The 16245-nt window shown below is 59.4% G+C and carries 11 protein-coding genes and 1 pseudogene; 7 read left to right on the forward strand and 5 right to left on the reverse strand.

The features are described from left to right. Positions 1-14: 14 nt before the first annotated feature. The gene (locus B0G75_RS35385; RefSeq protein WP_106285502.1) at positions 15-1421 is read right to left on the reverse strand and encodes a replication initiation protein; all 1407 of its coding nucleotides are present in this window, start codon (positions 1419-1421) and stop codon (positions 15-17) included. A gap of 1066 nt (positions 1422-2487) precedes the next feature. Between B0G75_RS35385 and B0G75_RS35390 the strand changes: the two genes are divergently transcribed. Together B0G75_RS35390 and B0G75_RS35395 are read left to right on the forward strand one after the other, a co-directional pair. Continuing rightward, on the forward strand, positions 2488-3699 hold the full coding sequence (locus tag B0G75_RS35390) for a ParA family protein (protein WP_165848159.1): 1212 nt from the start codon (positions 2488-2490) through the stop codon (positions 3697-3699). Next, complete coding sequence (locus tag B0G75_RS35395; RefSeq protein WP_106285503.1) at positions 3696-4673, forward strand: ParB/RepB/Spo0J family partition protein; 978 nt, start codon at positions 3696-3698, stop codon at positions 4671-4673. Before B0G75_RS35390 ends, B0G75_RS35395 begins: the two co-directional genes overlap by 4 nt. A gap of 1196 nt (positions 4674-5869) precedes the next feature. Here B0G75_RS35395 and B0G75_RS35400 read toward each other — a convergent pair. From B0G75_RS35400 to B0G75_RS35410, 3 genes are all read right to left on the reverse strand, one after another. Further along, positions 5870-7099 carry a site-specific integrase gene (locus B0G75_RS35400; protein WP_258194855.1) on the reverse strand — a complete coding sequence of 410 codons (1230 nt, stop codon included), beginning with the start codon at positions 7097-7099 and terminating at the stop codon, positions 5870-5872. Positions 7100-7241: 142 nt separating this feature from the next. Then, positions 7242-7691 carry a hypothetical protein gene (locus tag B0G75_RS35405; protein WP_106285506.1) on the reverse strand — a complete coding sequence of 150 codons (450 nt, stop codon included), beginning with the start codon at positions 7689-7691 and terminating at the stop codon, positions 7242-7244. Next, complete coding sequence (locus tag B0G75_RS35410) at positions 7688-8476, reverse strand: cyclodeaminase/cyclohydrolase family protein (RefSeq protein WP_106314421.1); 789 nt, start codon at positions 8474-8476, stop codon at positions 7688-7690. The genes B0G75_RS35405 and B0G75_RS35410 overlap by 4 nt, the downstream gene beginning before the upstream one ends. A 548-nt stretch (positions 8477-9024) precedes the next feature. Here B0G75_RS35410 and B0G75_RS35415 point away from each other — a divergent pair. From B0G75_RS35415 to B0G75_RS40365, 4 genes are read left to right on the forward strand one after another with little or no spacing between them, the layout of a single operon-like run. Beyond that, complete coding sequence (locus B0G75_RS35415; RefSeq protein ID WP_106285508.1) at positions 9025-9666, forward strand: hypothetical protein; 642 nt, start codon at positions 9025-9027, stop codon at positions 9664-9666. Beyond that, a complete protein-coding gene (locus B0G75_RS35420) occupies positions 9663-11648 on the forward strand; it encodes a hypothetical protein (protein WP_181309420.1) in 1986 nt (661 codons plus the stop codon). Before B0G75_RS35415 ends, B0G75_RS35420 begins: the two co-directional genes overlap by 4 nt. A 4-nt stretch (positions 11649-11652) precedes the next feature. Beyond that, entirely contained in the window at positions 11653-12645 is a 993-nt protein-coding gene (locus B0G75_RS35425) for an ATP-binding protein (RefSeq protein WP_106285509.1), read from the forward strand. Continuing rightward, the gene (locus B0G75_RS40365) at positions 12642-14249 is read left to right on the forward strand and encodes a hypothetical protein (protein WP_146142578.1); all 1608 of its coding nucleotides are present in this window, start codon (positions 12642-12644) and stop codon (positions 14247-14249) included. The genes B0G75_RS35425 and B0G75_RS40365 overlap by 4 nt, the downstream gene beginning before the upstream one ends. Positions 14250-14579: 330 nt before the next feature. On the opposite strand, the gene B0G75_RS35430 is transcribed toward B0G75_RS40365, so the two are convergent. Then, a complete protein-coding gene (locus B0G75_RS35430; protein WP_106285510.1) occupies positions 14580-15755 on the reverse strand; it encodes a tyrosine-type recombinase/integrase in 1176 nt (391 codons plus the stop codon). Between the two features lie 91 nt (positions 15756-15846). Between B0G75_RS35430 and B0G75_RS35435 the strand changes: the two are divergent. Continuing rightward, a pseudogene (locus B0G75_RS35435) lies at positions 15847-16113 on the forward strand (integrase core domain-containing protein); the annotation flags it as partial. Between the last annotated feature and the right edge of the window lie 132 nt (positions 16114-16245).

Below are 16245 nucleotides of genomic sequence, written 5' to 3' on the forward strand. Positions count from 1 at the left end.
GTCCATGCTGACACTCACGCCGATGAGCGAGACGAATTCATGCGCCCAAATACGAATTGCCCCAGGTACCAAACCAATTCCGTATTCGCAACGATGTCCTCCTCCACTACAGCTGCGGCCTCGAGCTTCATACGACGCAGCATCAGCTTGCCCTCCCTCGACGCAACCCACGCGCGGACCAGTTCCTTGCGGGTTTTGGCGTCCGCCGCGTTGAAGTGTTCGCGGCCCTTACGCGACTCCTCATTCATGCGTGCACGGACTTCTTCTTCGCGCGAAGCGAGGCTGCGTGCGACCGAACTCTGGGTTTCGGCTTTTACGACATCCGCTTCAGTTTCTTCGGTAAGTAGCTTCGCCTGAACCTCGACCATCTTGCGCTCGGCTTCAGACATCTTCCAGTTATCGCGTAGGGCTCGCATCAGGTAGCCGGCGGGACTCCGTTTTATCTGTCCACGATTGAGCTTGAATCGCGTGTATTCGACAGCCTGCTGGATGTGCGCATCGGTCCAGACTTCGCGGTTCTCGGAAATCTCGCTGAACTGCTTGGTAGACAGGTTGAATTCTTCGTTGAGAATTTTGTACAGATGACTGGCGTCAGCCAAGCTGGCCAGCGCAGCGTCGGCGGTATCCTTGCGCTTGAGCAGGAACCTTATACGGTCGATTTTTTTCGACGTGCTGGACTCGGTCCTGGTCTCGTAGGACAGCTCGATGTCCGACACCTCATTGATTTCACGCACAGCTGGTTCTAGCCAGTCGCGCTTGAAGTATTTAAAGATGGCAGCGTTCGCTCCCATTCTGCCGGGCCAATTTCGCATGTCTTCCAGCGGTATCCATTCCGTTCGGCCATTTGGGACACTGGGGAGGACCTGGTCATAGATCGCGCGCGCTAGGCTGCGTGTAAAAGCCGTCGATATGCGTAGGCTCAACCAGTGGGATTTTTTTGGGTCACGGATTTGCGGGACCAGCCGAGGGTGCACGTCGAATCGAATGCGCCCCCTGTGGAAGCCGACCATGCCCATCAACTGGACTGATACCCACAGATCGTTTTCGGTGGGGTCCCGATCGATCGGTGTATCGGTAACCTGGATTTTCGCGTCTTGAGCTTCTTCCGCGATAGTGCGCAAGTGCTTGAGATTGCGGCTGTCATAGCGCATTAACCACTTGAAGTAGTTCAGCTCAACGTCGTACTGGTCTCGTGCTTCCTGCTCCTGGGCGACAATGAAATACGCGGCGTCAAGAAAGCGCCGCGCTGGCAGCCCCATGTTAACGACTTGGGTGAAGAAGTTGTTACGCTGGTATCCGATTTCACGATTGGCTTCGCTGATGGGCAAGCCCAAGTCGAACATGTCCTCGAACAGCGCGAGCGCCATCTGTCGCGGTGTCACCTTCGACTTGCCTTCCTCCGGATTGTCCTCCGCCGCCATATTCTCATCCGCTCTTCATTTTCGCTTTCGGAAATGTAGCATTCGTGGGTGAGCTGTCAACACATACAACCTCACCATCATCCGATCGTACTGGCTGTCTGCCGGCTTCGCTCATCTGCCATGCACAATGAACCTCACCCCAGCACAATCAACCTCACCACGATGAACCGTATTTCCCCTCAAACCCTTGCCCCGAGTGATTGGAGTTAGATCCTGCGCGACTATGCACAACTAACCTCACCTTGGTACGCGCGAGCGAATCTCGCACATCTAACCTCACCTTCGTGTGGAACCGGCCTCACCTTGCCCACACAACGAAACTCACCTTCGTGCACATCCGACCTCACCTTTGTCACAACGAACCTCACCTTTTGAAGGTTAAGTGTTTGAAAATAAACTAAGTCACATGCCTCTGTTGGTTTGTTGGGTTGTTTGATTTTTAGAAAAAGCAAACCAACCCGTTACCAGGAGGTAACTTGGCGAGCGTCCCTTAAGGTGAGGTTGATTGTGCGAAGCAGCAGTTTCGCTCCAGCTTGTGTTCCGCTTCAGCAGAAACACGTTTTAGATCCGCAAAGAAGCATCCGATTGAAGGTGAGGTCCATTGTGCAAGCCTGTGCACAGACACCAGTATAAAAACCTCTGCTCGTGCGAGGCGGTGAAAATTGGAGAGGAAGGTGAGGTCAATTGTGCTGCGTGAGAAAGCTCGTAACGCGCCGATGTGTTCGTAGCACAATGAACCTCACCATTTGCCGTATTTTTGTGCAAAGGCCGTTTGGGGGGCGATCCTTCTTTCAGAATTAGCACAAGCGACCTCACCATGAACGACCGTCTGGCGACCGGCTCGGGAATAACAGTGCCCAATCGACGAGAATGCGGCAGAGTGACAGCGGTCGGGGAAGAGCAGGAAATGCCTCCTCTAAGTTTGTCGGCCGTACTCCAGTCAACCGGAAACGTGCAATCACGTGCGATTTTTCAGAAAGTCTTCACGAAAACAGTCATTTATAGAGTAAATTTCATGTAATTCATGTATTCTGAGGTTCATCGAAATTTACGGACAAACCTCAGAATGGTGAAAACGAGCCAACTTCCCGCTGTAGACCGAACGGTCCCTCTTGAGCAGATTAGCCAGTTCGCTGAAAAGGTCTCAATTTTTACGGATGAGCTGCGTAACACCATTCTTGCACCTCGCCCGCGAAAAGCTGCTCCTGTTTTCAAAACAGGGGAAATTGCTGAGATGTGCAACATCTCTCATTCCCAGGTCCAATACCTCGCAACCAAGAGCGACGGAGAGTTGCCGGCAGGTACTGCTGCCGGTACCGGTAGGACCCGCACATTCACTCTGGAGGAAGCACGCCTTTGGGTCCAGAAAGTCTCCGACATCTATCAGACTCCACTCGTTACGGGAACGCGTGAACCGGAAGGGAAAATCGTCATTACCGCCCAATTGAAGGGCGGCTCGGCCAAGACAACCACAACTATGTGTCTCGCACAAGGGCTGACGTTGCGCGGGCGCAAGGTGCTTGTCATCGACCTCGACCCTCAGGCCTCGCTTTCCGAACTATGCGGCTTGTACGCGGAAAAGGATGTGACGCCGGACGACACCGTGTTGCCGTATATCTACGATCAGGACGTCGAGGGTGGCCTGGAAACAAGGGTTCAGTCGACTTACTGGGATGGGCTTGACGTGATCCCTGCTCACACCGAATTGATTGGTGCGGAGTTCCATCTGCCGGCGATGCAGAAGATGCGGCCTGGCTTCCGGTTCTGGACGGTGCTTCGGCAAGGTCTCGAGCCATTGCGCAAGCGCTACGACTACATCCTCATGGACACGTCGCCTTCGCTGTCCTACCTCAACCTGAATGCACTGTTGGCGGCGGATGCCATGGTCATGCCGATGGTTCCCGAAAATCTGGACTTCATCAGCTCGCTATCGTTCTGGCGACTGTTTTCAGATGTATCCAAGAGTTTCATCAAGTATGAGCAGGACAAGAAGTACGACTTTATTTCGCTCATGCTTTCGAGGGTCGACTACGGGCGCACCTCGTCCGCACCTATCGTGCGCGCATGGGCACAGAGCGCATACGAGAGTTGGCTGCATTCGATTGAAGTGCCGGCCAGTTCAGTGATGAGCACAGGAGCGCTGGCATTTTCGACGGTATTCGACGTAAGCAGTACCCATAGTGCGGCCAAGTCGTTGCAGCGTGTACGACAGCCCCTTGTCGATTACTGCCGATGGGTGGACGAAATCTATGCAGAAAAATGGAGGAACGCGCAATGAGCAACATGCGAGAGCAGCTGCTGGCCAAGACGTCCGGTATCCGGACGACCTCATCTATCAAGGAAGAAGAGGTCAAGCGTAGCAACCGAACGCAGACGGCACCGGGCCTTGCGGGTGCGCTTGCGGTAGCGCAACTACGTGTCCAAGAGCTGGAGTCCACTGGCGCCGCGTCGCAATTGTCTGTGTCTGACATCGTACCGAACCCCTGGCAGCCGCGGAGAGTATTCAACGAGGCAAAGCTGTCGGAACTGGCCGAGTCCATTCGCGAAGTCGGGCTTATGCAGCCGATCGTGGTCCGCCGAGCCGACGATATCTATCAGATTGTGGCGGGCGAACGTCGGTGGCGCGCACATAAGATGGTGGGACTCGATGCCATCAAGGCTGTCGTGGTGGAGTGCTCCGACGAAGACATGGCTGTGCTAGCCCTAGTGGAAAATGTTAGTCGTGACGACCTATCCGACTATGAAGTTGCAATGTCCATGCGGCAGACGGAGAAGGAGTTTCCTGACCGTAAACGGATGGCCGAGGCCCTAGGTATGTCCCGCAGCGGGCTGTACCAATTCCTCTCGTTTGAAAATCTGCCGGACTTCATCAGGAAGGACCTCGACATACAGCCGCGGCTGCTTGGCGGGACTGCTGCTCAAGCGATTGTTGCGGCCATCAAGAAACACGGCGAAGACGGTGTTAGCGCAGCAATGGAACTCTGGCCGCTGGTTGTGAAGGGCGACATGGACCAGGGGAAGGTGGCCGCGGCGATTAAGGCGTTGGCAACTCGCCGAACGACAACGTCGAATTCTGCACGCGAGCGGAGCATCGACAAGTTTTTCTCTGGCAAGGAACACGCCGGTTCCATTACCAAGGACATCAGTGGTATCACGGTGAAGATTAAGGCCGGCGCGCTCACCGACGCGCAGGAGACGCAGATTCGGGAGCTTATCAGCCAGATGTTCCACGCTCATCCGAAAACAAACTGAGGAGCGCTTCACCCTTAAGCCCGCCTTGCGCGGGCTTTTTTTCGTCCAGCCGTTCCCAAAGTGTCTAGAGTCTAGACACACCGCTGGCTGGGTCGCTATCCTTCCAAGAGCATGCGTGTCTAGACTCTAGACACGAGATTGGGCAGCGGTTAGCGGCTTCATGCGGCCACCTCGATGCCCGTCCAGAGTCTAGAGACGCAGGAGAATCGCGGTCGAAATCTCAGCAGTTCACGGCTCCTGAAGCGACGATCGAGGTGGACGAGGTGTGAACATGTCTAGACTCTAGACACGCATCCGATGGAATCAGACAGGCAGGAGCTAAGCTGCTATAGAGCAGCGTGGCACGGAAGTCAGCGCTGGCGCCACAGCCTGTCAATTTGAATGCGAAAAGACTGGAACTCGGACGCTCTTCGTGCCAGACCCAAAGCCCGCGACAAGCATTCATCTCAACGGCAAGTAAGCATCCCTGTTCACCTTCGGCCTGAAAAATCGCTACTTGTTAAGCAAAACTAGCTCTAATAACAGGCGTCAGATGCGAGAAGATGTATCAGTGCGAACATCCATTACAACATGTACGTCCGGTGCCCTTGCACCTTTTGACGGACGAAACCTCGCCTCACGGCAGCCCCTACGGTCGAGGCGAACCACACCGTAGGGGTCACCAATGTGACTAGTATCTCCGCGGCGCGCGCGACCATCTTCCTGATGTTGTTCCATGTCATGGTATTTCCTCTTGCAATTGCGCCCCTCGCCTGTGTGGTCCACAGAGGCGTGATCGTTTGGCGACGTGTCTATATCTCGGCGTGCTCAAGTGGCATTGCGCTAGAACTCCCCTACTTCCTCTCGCCGCCGCCGCTACCTGACAGATCACCTCACACTGGGTCTATACGCCAATCAACTTCCTCTCGAAGCACGGCCGATTTCAGTCATCAGGTACAGGCCGGGCAGATTGCTGCCCAACAGGCGAGGCGCCAGCAGCGGGACGCTTCCGCGGTGTTCAGCGCACTGGCTAGTTGCGCGGGGGACGGTTTCTTCGACGGAAGCGGTGAGCGCCGGATCGTGATCGGCGAGGGCATCCCGGAAATGACAGTTCGTGACTGCCCTGCGTGCCAGCCGTATTCGCAGCGCTGATCATCGCGATGAGGAGACCTTGATCGGCGCGACGGCACCCGGCAGTCTCGCAAACGCGCCGAACGTTAGCGTGTCACGCGCGTACGGGCCAGTTGCGTCGCCAGCGCGCGTCTCAGTGGTTCGTCGTCGACGTACTGGCGAAAGGTACGCAGATCACTGTGGCCCATGTTCTCGAGCGCCGCAGAGGCGTCCAGACCATCGCGGACCGCCTGCGCGAGCCCTTTGGCGTAGGTATGGCGCAGCCAGTGCGTGGATGCGCGTTCAAACCGGTCGGCGTCGACGCGCCGGCCGTGAGCGCGTGCGTAGGCGAGTGCCTCGCTGCACAGCCCAGTGACCAGTTTCCAGATCGCAGTGCGGCTGCGGACGCCCTTGAGTTCACCCCAGCGGGAGCGTCGCACCGACAGCAGCAGCGGCAGGTCTTCGTCCGGCAGCGGCACAGGTGGCAGGCCAAACGCGATCCGGTAGGCTTGCAGCGACAGTGAAATCTCGTCGCATGGTACCCAACGGGCCTTGCCGCCCTTGCCGCGCTCGACGCGCAGCAGCCACTGGAAGGGCGGGGCGTCCGGAAACTCGCGGCGCAGTGCCTGCGGCACCGGTTCGATGCGTACATGGCCCATCCGGCATTGCACCACCTCGGTGGTGCGCAGGCCGGTCCGTTCAAACAGGTCCACCGCGAACAGGTCGCGCGCATTCGTCAGGCGCGCCTCGCGGCCGGACTCGGCGCCCGAGCGGGCAGCAATCGTCTCGCGCAGCAGCGCCGTGTCGTCCGGGGACAGAAAACGCGCCTGCTTTTCCGGCTCGCGCCGGCCGACCTTCGGCAGCCCGGTGGCCGGATTCAGTTGCAGGTAGCCGACGTCGCGCAGCCAGTCGAACAGCGATGTGACGATTTTCTGGGTCTGGCCGGCCGAGCGGTCGCTGAGTGGTCGGAGAAAAGGTCGCCAGCCGGGTGAGCCGCGCCGTACGCCAGGCTTGCGAATCGCCCACGGGGCCGGCGCCTGCAGGAAGCCGATGTAGGCGGAAAACTCATCCAGCCCCCAGCACGAGATCGGCGTGCCGGTCTGTCGCGCAAACCAGAACAGACGCTCGGCCTCGGTGCGGTACTGCGCAAGTGTGGTTGTGGCAAGCCGCCCGCGACCGGTCGCCTTGGCCGCAAGCCAGCGGCCGACCACCTCCTCGTCGGACAGGCACGGCGGCAGGATCGGGCTCTCGAGCCGATTGGGCCGGTGGCCGACGACCGCCTGCGGAACGTTGGCCGGGACGACGGAGTCCGGCTCGATGCGGCCCACCGCGTTCATCGGAATCCTCCTGCGCGAACATGAGTGCCGCGCACGACGCAACTAACGGTCTGCGCGCAATCCGCCCGCCCTTGCCCGCTCGCGCGGGCGAACGGCGATTTGTAGGGGAGGGCGGTCGGTTCGGACCGCGGGACACAAGCGCTCACGACGCGTCCTCCGGCGTGGTGGCGGTGACATACACCTGCAGCGAGTTCGCCAACGGCGGACTGCAGAGAATCCCGAAGAAGCCGCACACGTTGTACGGATGCACGAGAAAACGCCGCGGCCGTTCGTTTGACGGCAGTGTCACGTCAAGCATCCGGCCGAGCGTGGTCAGCACGACCGAGTGGGCGACGAAGCGATAGGGGCGGTGCGTGTCCGGATCGCCCTCGGCATCGAGCAGCCAGCCGCGCAGAACCAAGTCGCCCCGGTGATCGTTCACCCAGCGGTCGGCATTGTCGTGACACTGGTTCGGCACTGGATGGAAACCGAGCAGCTGGTCGCCGCACAGCATCGGAAAATCCGCCTGCTCCGTAGCCAGCCTGGCGAGCAGGGCGGCGCCCAGCGCGTCGAACGGATTGCCGGGCGGGGTGGTGCGTAGGAGAGGGGTCACGGCGATTCCCCGCTCGCGGGCGCCGCGCTGACGTTGTCGTCAAGCTCGAGTGGCAGCTGTCGGTCGTCGGTGGCCTCGACCTCGATGGAGGCGAGTGCTTCGGAGTTCAGGGACGTAATGCAGGCATTCGCGGCGAGCTGCTTCTGCTGCAGGGTTGTCAGCAATGCAGTTCCCCGGCCAATGTTGTCTCGCGCGTAGCGTCTGCCTTTCAGCCACTTGATGTTCAGGTTCGCAATGAAGAGCCCCGACGTGACCGCGGCAATCGCCGAGCTGATGGCCGCGCCGGAGTCACCGCGGACCGTACCCCAGCCGTTTTTGAACACAGTCACGCCGTGGTCGATCAGCGGCAGGCACAGGTCGATAATCGCGAACACGTTGTCCGTTGCACCTTCGAGCATGGCGTTGATCTGCCGGGACAGGGCGCCTTTCGCTTCCGGTGTGGTTGCGCTTTCCCGCTCGCCGATGAGCCGGATGACCTCTTCGAATTCGCGCGCATCCTTTTCGAACAGCACGCGCAACAGGGGATCGATCTCGACCATGCGGTCGCGGATGTGGCGCAGCGTCGCTTCCGCAGAGCGGCAGCTTTCCTTTTCGAGGCTCTTGAGACACACCGTGCAGATCAGCTTCACGGCGAGCAGCCCCATCATGGCGGCCGCGCTTCCGGAGCCGGGCGACGCCCTGCCGGAGCCGAATGCGTCGAGCAGTTGATTGGCCGACTGGGCCAGCAGTGTCGGTCGTCGGTTGAAGTAATAGAAACAGCACCGTCGGAAGCGCGACCGTCCTATTTATATGGCTTCGGCGGCACCTTGCTTCCAGATTTGCCTGCGGTCGAAACGAAGCAAAAGTTCGAAATCGCAAACAGTCGAAGTAAATGTTATAAAGTTAGGACTATTAAATGCCGGTTGCCGAGCGATGACCTCGACTCGCGCCTCCGCCCGCATTGCTCCAGACGGCTCGCGGGCCCGTGAAACATTGGTGAACAAAAGATGTATCCGCCAGATCGCCGTCGATCAAGGCTTTGCCGGGCGATCGCGTGAAAATGTTTCACGGAAAAATCGGCATACCGCCACCTGGACGCGTTTAGTTGCGGACTTTCCGGCGAGCACAAGCTATGCGGCGGGAGTCGTCACACCGAACGTATGATTCATTACGTAAAGTGTAGTATCCGTACATCAATGCTTTTTGCACCTTCCGGGATATAGGAGGGTCCGCGCGCTGCCGGCAGCGCGAGTGCGCGCGCTATCGGCGGGGCGGGGCGTCGACTCACTCCTTCTCGCTTTCCCTCGTTTTTGTACTACAACTCCATAGTCGTCTCAGGAAACTGGGGGCCGCAATGGCCAACCCGCGGTACGTCTGTCCGGTCGACGATGCGCGTCCCTACGGAGTGCATCGCTACGATGTCTATGGCCTGAAGATTGACCGTCGCCTGACACTGTTCGGCCATCGAGCGTTGAACGCGTGGCTGCAGCTTGAGTTCGATCCCGATATCGTCAGCTATTGCGAACGCCCGCTGCGTGCTCGTGGTGCGTTCCCGGCTCGTCGGATAGATTTCTGGGCGAAAGCCAATGACACCGAGCGCCTCGTCATCCTGCTTCGGACTTCGGAACTGCAATGGGCCACGATGCCCCCGCGCTGGTTCGCGGCGTTCGAAGCGTGGGCCGCGAAGTCCCGAATGGAGGTTTGTCTTGTCGAGCCGGAAGAAGCTGCGACAGGTGAGGTACTGCGTCGCAATCAGGCCGCCATACTTCACCACGTTGCGGCAGGGCACGCTTTCGTCTCGGAGAGGATGAAGCAGCACGCGCTTGACTCGAGCGGGGGAGGCGCGAGCCTGCTTGAGCTCGAAGGCAGACTGTGCCCCCAAGACCCCGTGCTGGCACGGACTGTCGCATTCATGCTGGTCCTCGACGGTCGCCTACGCTGTCCAACTCTTGCCCTTGAGCCAATCGGTCGACATACCCTGCTGGTGCGCGGATGAAGATGATGGCCTTCGGCGACCTTCGCTTCGACCGGCAATCGATACCAGAGGAATTGAGCGATATTGCGAAGTGGCCATCCGCAGATGACAGCGGCTTGTCCAGTGCCGATCGTGATCTGCTGCGAAGGCGCATTCAGGCGATAACGCTCTTTATTGACCGGCAGACGTCGTTGCGCGAAATCGGTCGCTTGACTGGAGTACGGTTCAACGACCTCTACAGGCTGTTCGAGCGGTGCACTGCGGTCCATGACGACGGAAGGATTTTCGGTGTGCGCGCGCTGATCCCCTACAGCCATATTCGCGGGTACCAGCGCACGGCCGTTGTCGTTCTTTCCCGCGATGGTGTCCGAGGCGGGGCGACCGGGGCGTTCGCACAACTGTTGCAACGATATCCGGTGATCTCGCAATGGATCGAGCGCAAAGTCGACGAGCGTGGCCGAAAGAACGGCGGACGACGCGAGGTACTGAGAAGTCTCCGGCGTCTGCATCGCGACTTTCTCGACCAGTGTCGGCGGTCAGGTGTCGGCGCAAACGACTATCCGTTTAACCAGCAGCATCTCGGCGAGCGTTCGCTGGCGACTCACATTCGACGCCTCGCAGACCGGCATTTTGATGGGTCGGCGCAGGCAGCCGGCGCAGCACAGATCGGCCATCCCTGGAACGATACTGGCGAACATGTGCGCAAGTCCGCTGCCCGGCCATTTGATGTTGTCGAATTCGACGGTCACAGGATCGACCTGCGCATCACGCTAAGAATCGATGACCCGCTCGGCTTCGAAACCCTTCTCGCGCTTCACCGGATCTGGATCCTGATTCTGCTTGATGTCGCGACGCGTGCAGTGATCGGCTACAGCCTTGCGTTAGGTAGGGAATACAACAAGGACGATATTGCTGAAGCGTTGCAGGCGACCCTGAAGCCGCACGAAACGCGGGCGTACCGCATTCCCGGCCTGCGCGTGCGCGCAGGCGGCGGGTTCCCCTCAGAAACCATCCCCGCGACTGCGTGGGCGTGCTGGAGCACCTTGCGATTCGACGCTGCAAAGGCGCATTTCGCGAAGGCGACGCTTGATCGACTGACTGGCGTGGTCGGCTGCTGGACCGATAACGGGCCGCTTTGCGAAAAAAATGAGCGGGCGTTCGTCGAGCGGTTCTTTGACCACATCGCGTCTCACTTTGCGCATCGGCTGCCCGGAACAACGGGACGGGCGCCGCAGGCGGTGGAACGCGCGCTCAATGACGTGGGCGGGAATTTGTCGTTGCTGATGAGCCTTGATGAACTCGAAGATGTCATTGATGTGGTGCTCGCCGATTACAATGGCGAGCCGCACACCGGCCTGGGTGGTCGCACACCGCTCGAGGCGATGCGTTTTCTTCTTGAACGCGGTTCCGGTCTCATCCAGACCTTACCCATTGCCCGCCGCAGCACATTGTGCCTGCTGCAGGAGGCTCGGGTCGTCACGATACGCGGCAGTGCGAAGCGGGGCGTGCGTCCGCACATCAACTTCGAGTATGTACGCTACTCCAACAGTGTCCTCTCAAGTAATGCATCGCTGATCGGTCAGCAATTGCGTGTCTACTTCAATGTGAAGGACATCCGGCATATCCATGCCTTTTTCATGGATGGTTCTGAAGTGGGCATGCTGACCGCAGTACGGCCATGGTGTTTTTCCCAGCACTCGTTGCGTGTGCGACAGGAGATCTTCAGGCTCGTCCATCAGCGCAAGATGGCGTACCGGGATGGAGAAGACCCGGTCGAGGCGTGGTTCGCCTACAAGAAGTCCGAAGCGACCCATCACCAGCGCAGTGCAAACGATCTTGCCCGCATGCTTACGGATCGGGCGAAGTCACACACGACGGGAACGGCTTTCTCCGCCCCCCCATCACCGGACACGCTGCCGCAACCTTTGGCGACTGAGAGGCAAAGGCAATCACGTATCGCCCGGCCAGCGCTCCGACTGACGCAGATCTTCACGTTTTCCTGACGGCATGCTTCTCTCGACGACGCGTCCTCTTGCGCCCGACGCCCATCCGCTGCTGAACAGGGGCTACATGGTGCCGACGCCGTCGATCGGCGCGATGTACATGTGTATTCTCCGTTGCATCCGGCGTGGCGTATCCGGCGCCATGATCTACGGGCATACCCGTTGGGGGAAAACGTACGCGATCCGGTATTGCGAGCGCCTGCTGCGCGACGAGTTACCCCGAGTCGCGATCTTCCATCTGGGCATGCCGCAAAACCCAAGCCGTTCAGAAAGCCTGTTTTTCGGGATGCTTCTGGCGGCCGCCCGGCATGAACGTCCCGATAGTGGCTCGGCCCTGCAGCGACGTTTCCGTCTTTACAACAGGTTGACCGAAATCGTGGAGCGTGCATCGGGCAAGTCGCTTGTCGTGTTCGTTGACGAGGCCCAACGTCTTGAACTCGAACACTATGAGTGGCTGCGCGACGTGCAGGACGAGATGGAGCGCCGGGGCATCCGGATGTACACGTTCCTGGTGGGTCAGCCGAGCATCCTGAATCGCAAGACTTCATTCCGACAGAGCATCGATACATCGCAGATCGTGTCGCGGTTCATGATCGAGGAGATGCGCTTCCAGGGCTTCCAGTCCGCCGCTGATCTCGAAGTATCGCTCAGCGCGTACGACGAGTCGGTGTTTCCGGAAGGAAGCGACTGGACGTTCACCAGGTTTTTCCTGCAGCATGCGTACGACTCAGGCTTCCGGCTCGGACACCAGAGTGAACTGGTTTGGGAAGCGTTCGGTCAGGCGCACAGGAACGCGCGCTTCGACTTCACGATGGAACTGCCGATGGAATATGTCGCCCGTGCGGTGGAAATCGTGCTTGGCGATAACCTGGAACATGATGCGCCGGGATTCGCGCTTAGTCCGGCGTTGTGGGCGCTGGCCGTGGAGGAGTCGGATTATGCCGCGGCGCTGGAGGATCTGCGCATCGTGTTCGTTGACAGCCCGGCCGGTCCATGAAACGGCGCTTCGAGATCCTGCTACCACTCGCCAATGAAACCTCGTCGGCGGAATGGTGCTGGCGGGACGACTGGAATGTATCCGGACAGTCAGCCTTCATGCTGCTCGCCAAATTCCAGCAGCTCAACAGCCTGTCATGTACAGCGGTCGCGATGATGTTCCTGCGTAACCCTGGTACAACGGGACTTCAGCGTGATGTCGATTTACACGATGCGGAGAAGTTCGATCTCGTTCAGATGTCGAACCTGATGCACATGTCCCTATCGGATGTCGCCGCTGCCTTTCCGCCACGCTTTCAACGGACCGGTGCGACGCGCGGTCCGTCACTGCGCTGGTGTACGCAGTGCGCGTCGAAAGGTGTCCACCTTACCGCATTCCAGTTCAGCGGCTGCAATACGTGTCCTCTTCACGGTTGCGCCCTTCGTGATCGCTGTGCGCAATGTGGGGAGGCGATGGCCGTGTATCGCCTGCGGGCCAGCCTTTTTCGTGCGCCGTTCAGTTGTCCGTCGTGCGGACATGATTGGGCGCCGGCGCTTCGTAGGCTTGACGACCACGCTTTACGATTGTCTTCCGCCTATCGGCAGAGCCTGGCACAGGGTCTCTGCCGGGGCTGGTTTGGACGCCGGTCTCCAAACGTAGTGCGACTGTTGCGATTGCCCGGTCAAACCGCGGAACGGCTTTCATGGCTCGCTTCAGCGCCGCATTGTGGGAGCCGCCTGGATACCGGTGGGGACTTCTGCGAGCGGCTCATTCGGGACGATACAGACGCCAGCCTGCATGTACTGGCACGATATTACGACCGTGACGGCGCGTCCGGGAGCGGCGCGCCTCGCTCACATCCCGGCGAGGACATTACGATCGACGCGCTCGCCTGCTATAAGGCGATAAAGCGGTACGTCGTTCGCTGTGTCGGAGGCGGGCATCGCTCCTGTTCTGTCAGCGCAGCCCGCCATTTGACCTGGTGCCTTGATGCCAGAACAACGACACTATTCTGTCCGGTTGCGCACGCGATGCTCAGATGGCGAACAAAATGGGAAGGCGTTCGCATTCCATCCCATCTGTTAGCTCGGAGTGAACACGGGCCGCTGGGAATTCTGGCCTGGCTCTCGCTTCTTGCGCCAGTCGGCCTCGCACATTGGAGCACGGCGGCAGATCGCTGGGTAATTCTCCATGCGCTCGCTCGCGCGTGTCTTGACAGCTTTTTTTGCTATCTGCGTGAAGCCGACGACGTCACCGGCAGATCGAGGCCTGTGTGGATGCCGTTTCCCGTGGTGGACTTTCCGGAACGGGAATGGGTGGTGCTGGACCGGGATTCGGAAGGGAAGGCCGAGCCTCTACGATTAGTCGTCGCCCGTGGTCGAACGGACCGCATCGTTAAAAAAGCACAGCCACAGCTCAATGGCGAACATCACCGGCAGCGGCATCTGTGCGTGCTGAATGAAAACTTGGCGCCATCAGAACGGCTGACGCCCACGGGGCGCAGGCGCGATGTGAGTTCTGATAGCGACCTTGCAGTGACCGACCCCTTGCGTGTGCATCGTAGTGGCGACATCAGTGTTACTGCGATGGTGGTCGCAGTCCTGTTGGCATCAGATACCGAATAGGGCAGGCGGGGAGACTGCCTGGACGCCGTGCCTTTTTTTGCTTCCAGGGCGGAGAGATGAGCGCTGGAGCAATCGGTCGCTGAGATCGACACCGATTGCCGGCTCGGGGAGCGGTACCAATCATACTGAACAATCTGCACGCCGACCGTATTGGCATTGCACGGCAGTCATAATTAAGGATTCCGAATTATTTGCATGGTCGTTCGTGCTTACACGGATAGTCCAGATAGTCGGCCCCAAGCCTATCCTTTCCGCAGCGGCACGCACAGAGGTCCGGCCGGAGCCGTCTCGCTTTACCGTGAAACTGCTGTCCGGCCCGAAATCCGCACTTCACCAGTCCAGACGATGCTTCTCTTCTGTCTCGCGGTGACGGGTATCGTCGTCGCTATGAAGATAGATGCTCGTCGTCGAAATCGATGCATGTCCAAGGTTGTCTCGCACGAGTCGCAGATCGAGGTTGCCGTCGGCCATGTGCGACCCGGCACTGTGCCTCAGCCAGTGTGCGGATGCGCGCTCGAGATGCGTAGCACGCGCGGCATAGTCTTCACCGCGAAGCCTTAATTTGTCCGCTGCGCCAGCAAAGATGCCTTTGATGATCGAGTGCAGCGCGGCCCGCGTGAGAGGCTTCATGGATTTGCCGAGCGGCAACACCAGCGGCGTGTCCTCGCGCGAGGACGGGAGCGGTGCGAGCCCGCGCGCGCGCCTATAGCGCGCGAGTTCGACCATCATCTCGACGGAGGCGGGGACGAGTCGCTCCTTGTCACCTTTGCCAAGCACCTCCAGCCACCACCGTTCGCGCCCCTCGTTGTCACGCCGGCAAAAAAACTTGCCCATCGTGTTGCCACCGACCTCCGAAATCCGCAGGCCGCCCAGGTAGAGCAAAGTAAAGAGCCATCGAGCGCGCCAGTAACGTTCCTGTTCCCGATCGCTATCACGGGGCAGGCCGTCGATATAGACCTTGACCTCCTGCCAGAGGTCGCGTTCGAGGTATCGGGTGATGCGAGGCGCCAGACGACGGGACCGCTGGCGCGATAGCGACAGCGGGTTGCCGGCCAGGTAGCCAGCTTCGACCAGCCACGCAAACAGCGCATTGAGGATCACCATCGCCTGGCGCTGGCTTGAGATTGCCAGCGGCCCGTAAAACGGCCGCCAGCGCGGATCGTGACGCGGGAACTTGCGCCCGCCATCCGACACCCAGCGCGAACACGGTTGTGGATCCTCCAGGAACAGCCTGTAGGCGAGCAGGTCCTCGTGCGTGAGCGATGACAAAGGCTTGCCCAGCTGTACGATGGACCACAACAGGAGCCGCTCGGCTTCCTTCCGGTAGTTTTCGAAAGTGGTCTTCGTATCGACGACACGGGCGAGCCACGCACGTATCGCGCTCAGGTCGTCTGCTGCGGTGATCTGCTTACGACCGTTCGCCCGGTTGACGCCGTGGCGACCGTCAAGGTCGGGCGGCAGGTCGAGCGCGTCGAGCGGGCGCGGAGCGATCAGGGTCGTCGTCATGGTCTGAACGTGGATCGGGTGGGAGCACAGGTCACCGCAATTGTCGCACGCGCGGAAGAGCCTTTGACACTACAGCCATAATGTCCAAAAATCGAAACGTAGCATCGAGCCGTCAGTGGGCAGCGTGAGCGACTCCTACGATAACGCACTGGCTGAAACGATCAACGGCTTGTACAAGGCAGACGTGATCCATCGCCTCGGACCGTGGCGCAATCTGCAGGCCGTTGAAATCGCGACGCTCGAATGTGCGGACTGGTTCAACAATCGTCGACTCTTCGGTCCCATCGGCAACATTCCACCTGCCGAGGCAGAAGCCGCTTATGATTCAAAACTTGCTTGGTCCGCCATCGGGGCGTGACTCAGGCCGTTTATAGGCATGCAGTCTGTCTCGCCGCCGTCCACACCACCAACGTCTCGAAGGACACCGGAGCTTGACCAGTGACGCATTAAAACCCGCTTGTCAAAATGGGGAAGTCCTTATAGGCGGTTC

The organism is Paraburkholderia sp. BL18I3N2, from assembly GCF_003001875.1.
In the GTDB taxonomy this organism is placed as follows: Bacteria; Pseudomonadota; Gammaproteobacteria; order Burkholderiales; family Burkholderiaceae; genus Paraburkholderia; species Paraburkholderia phytofirmans.

Bases quoted from the DNA above. Each gene is read 5' to 3' on its own strand.
- B0G75_RS35385 (WP_106285502.1), bottom strand. From the start codon at position 1,421: ATGGCGGCGGAGGACAATCCGGAGGAAGGCAAGTCGAAGGTGACACCG.
- B0G75_RS35420 (WP_181309420.1), top strand. From the start codon at position 9,663: ATGAAGATGATGGCCTTCGGCGACCTTCGCTTCGACCGGCAATCGATA.
- B0G75_RS40365 (WP_146142578.1), top strand. From the start codon at position 12,642: ATGAAACGGCGCTTCGAGATCCTGCTACCACTCGCCAATGAAACCTCG.
- B0G75_RS35400 (WP_258194855.1), bottom strand. From the start codon at position 7,099: ATGAACGCGGTGGGCCGCATCGAGCCGGACTCCGTCGTCCCGGCCAAC.
- B0G75_RS35425 (WP_106285509.1), top strand. From the start codon at position 11,653: ATGCTTCTCTCGACGACGCGTCCTCTTGCGCCCGACGCCCATCCGCTG.
- B0G75_RS35430 (WP_106285510.1), bottom strand. From the start codon at position 15,755: ATGACGACGACCCTGATCGCTCCGCGCCCGCTCGACGCGCTCGACCTG.
- B0G75_RS35415 (WP_106285508.1), top strand. From the start codon at position 9,025: ATGGCCAACCCGCGGTACGTCTGTCCGGTCGACGATGCGCGTCCCTAC.
- B0G75_RS35395 (WP_106285503.1), top strand. From the start codon at position 3,696: ATGAGCAACATGCGAGAGCAGCTGCTGGCCAAGACGTCCGGTATCCGG.
- B0G75_RS35390 (WP_165848159.1), top strand. From the start codon at position 2,488: ATGGTGAAAACGAGCCAACTTCCCGCTGTAGACCGAACGGTCCCTCTT.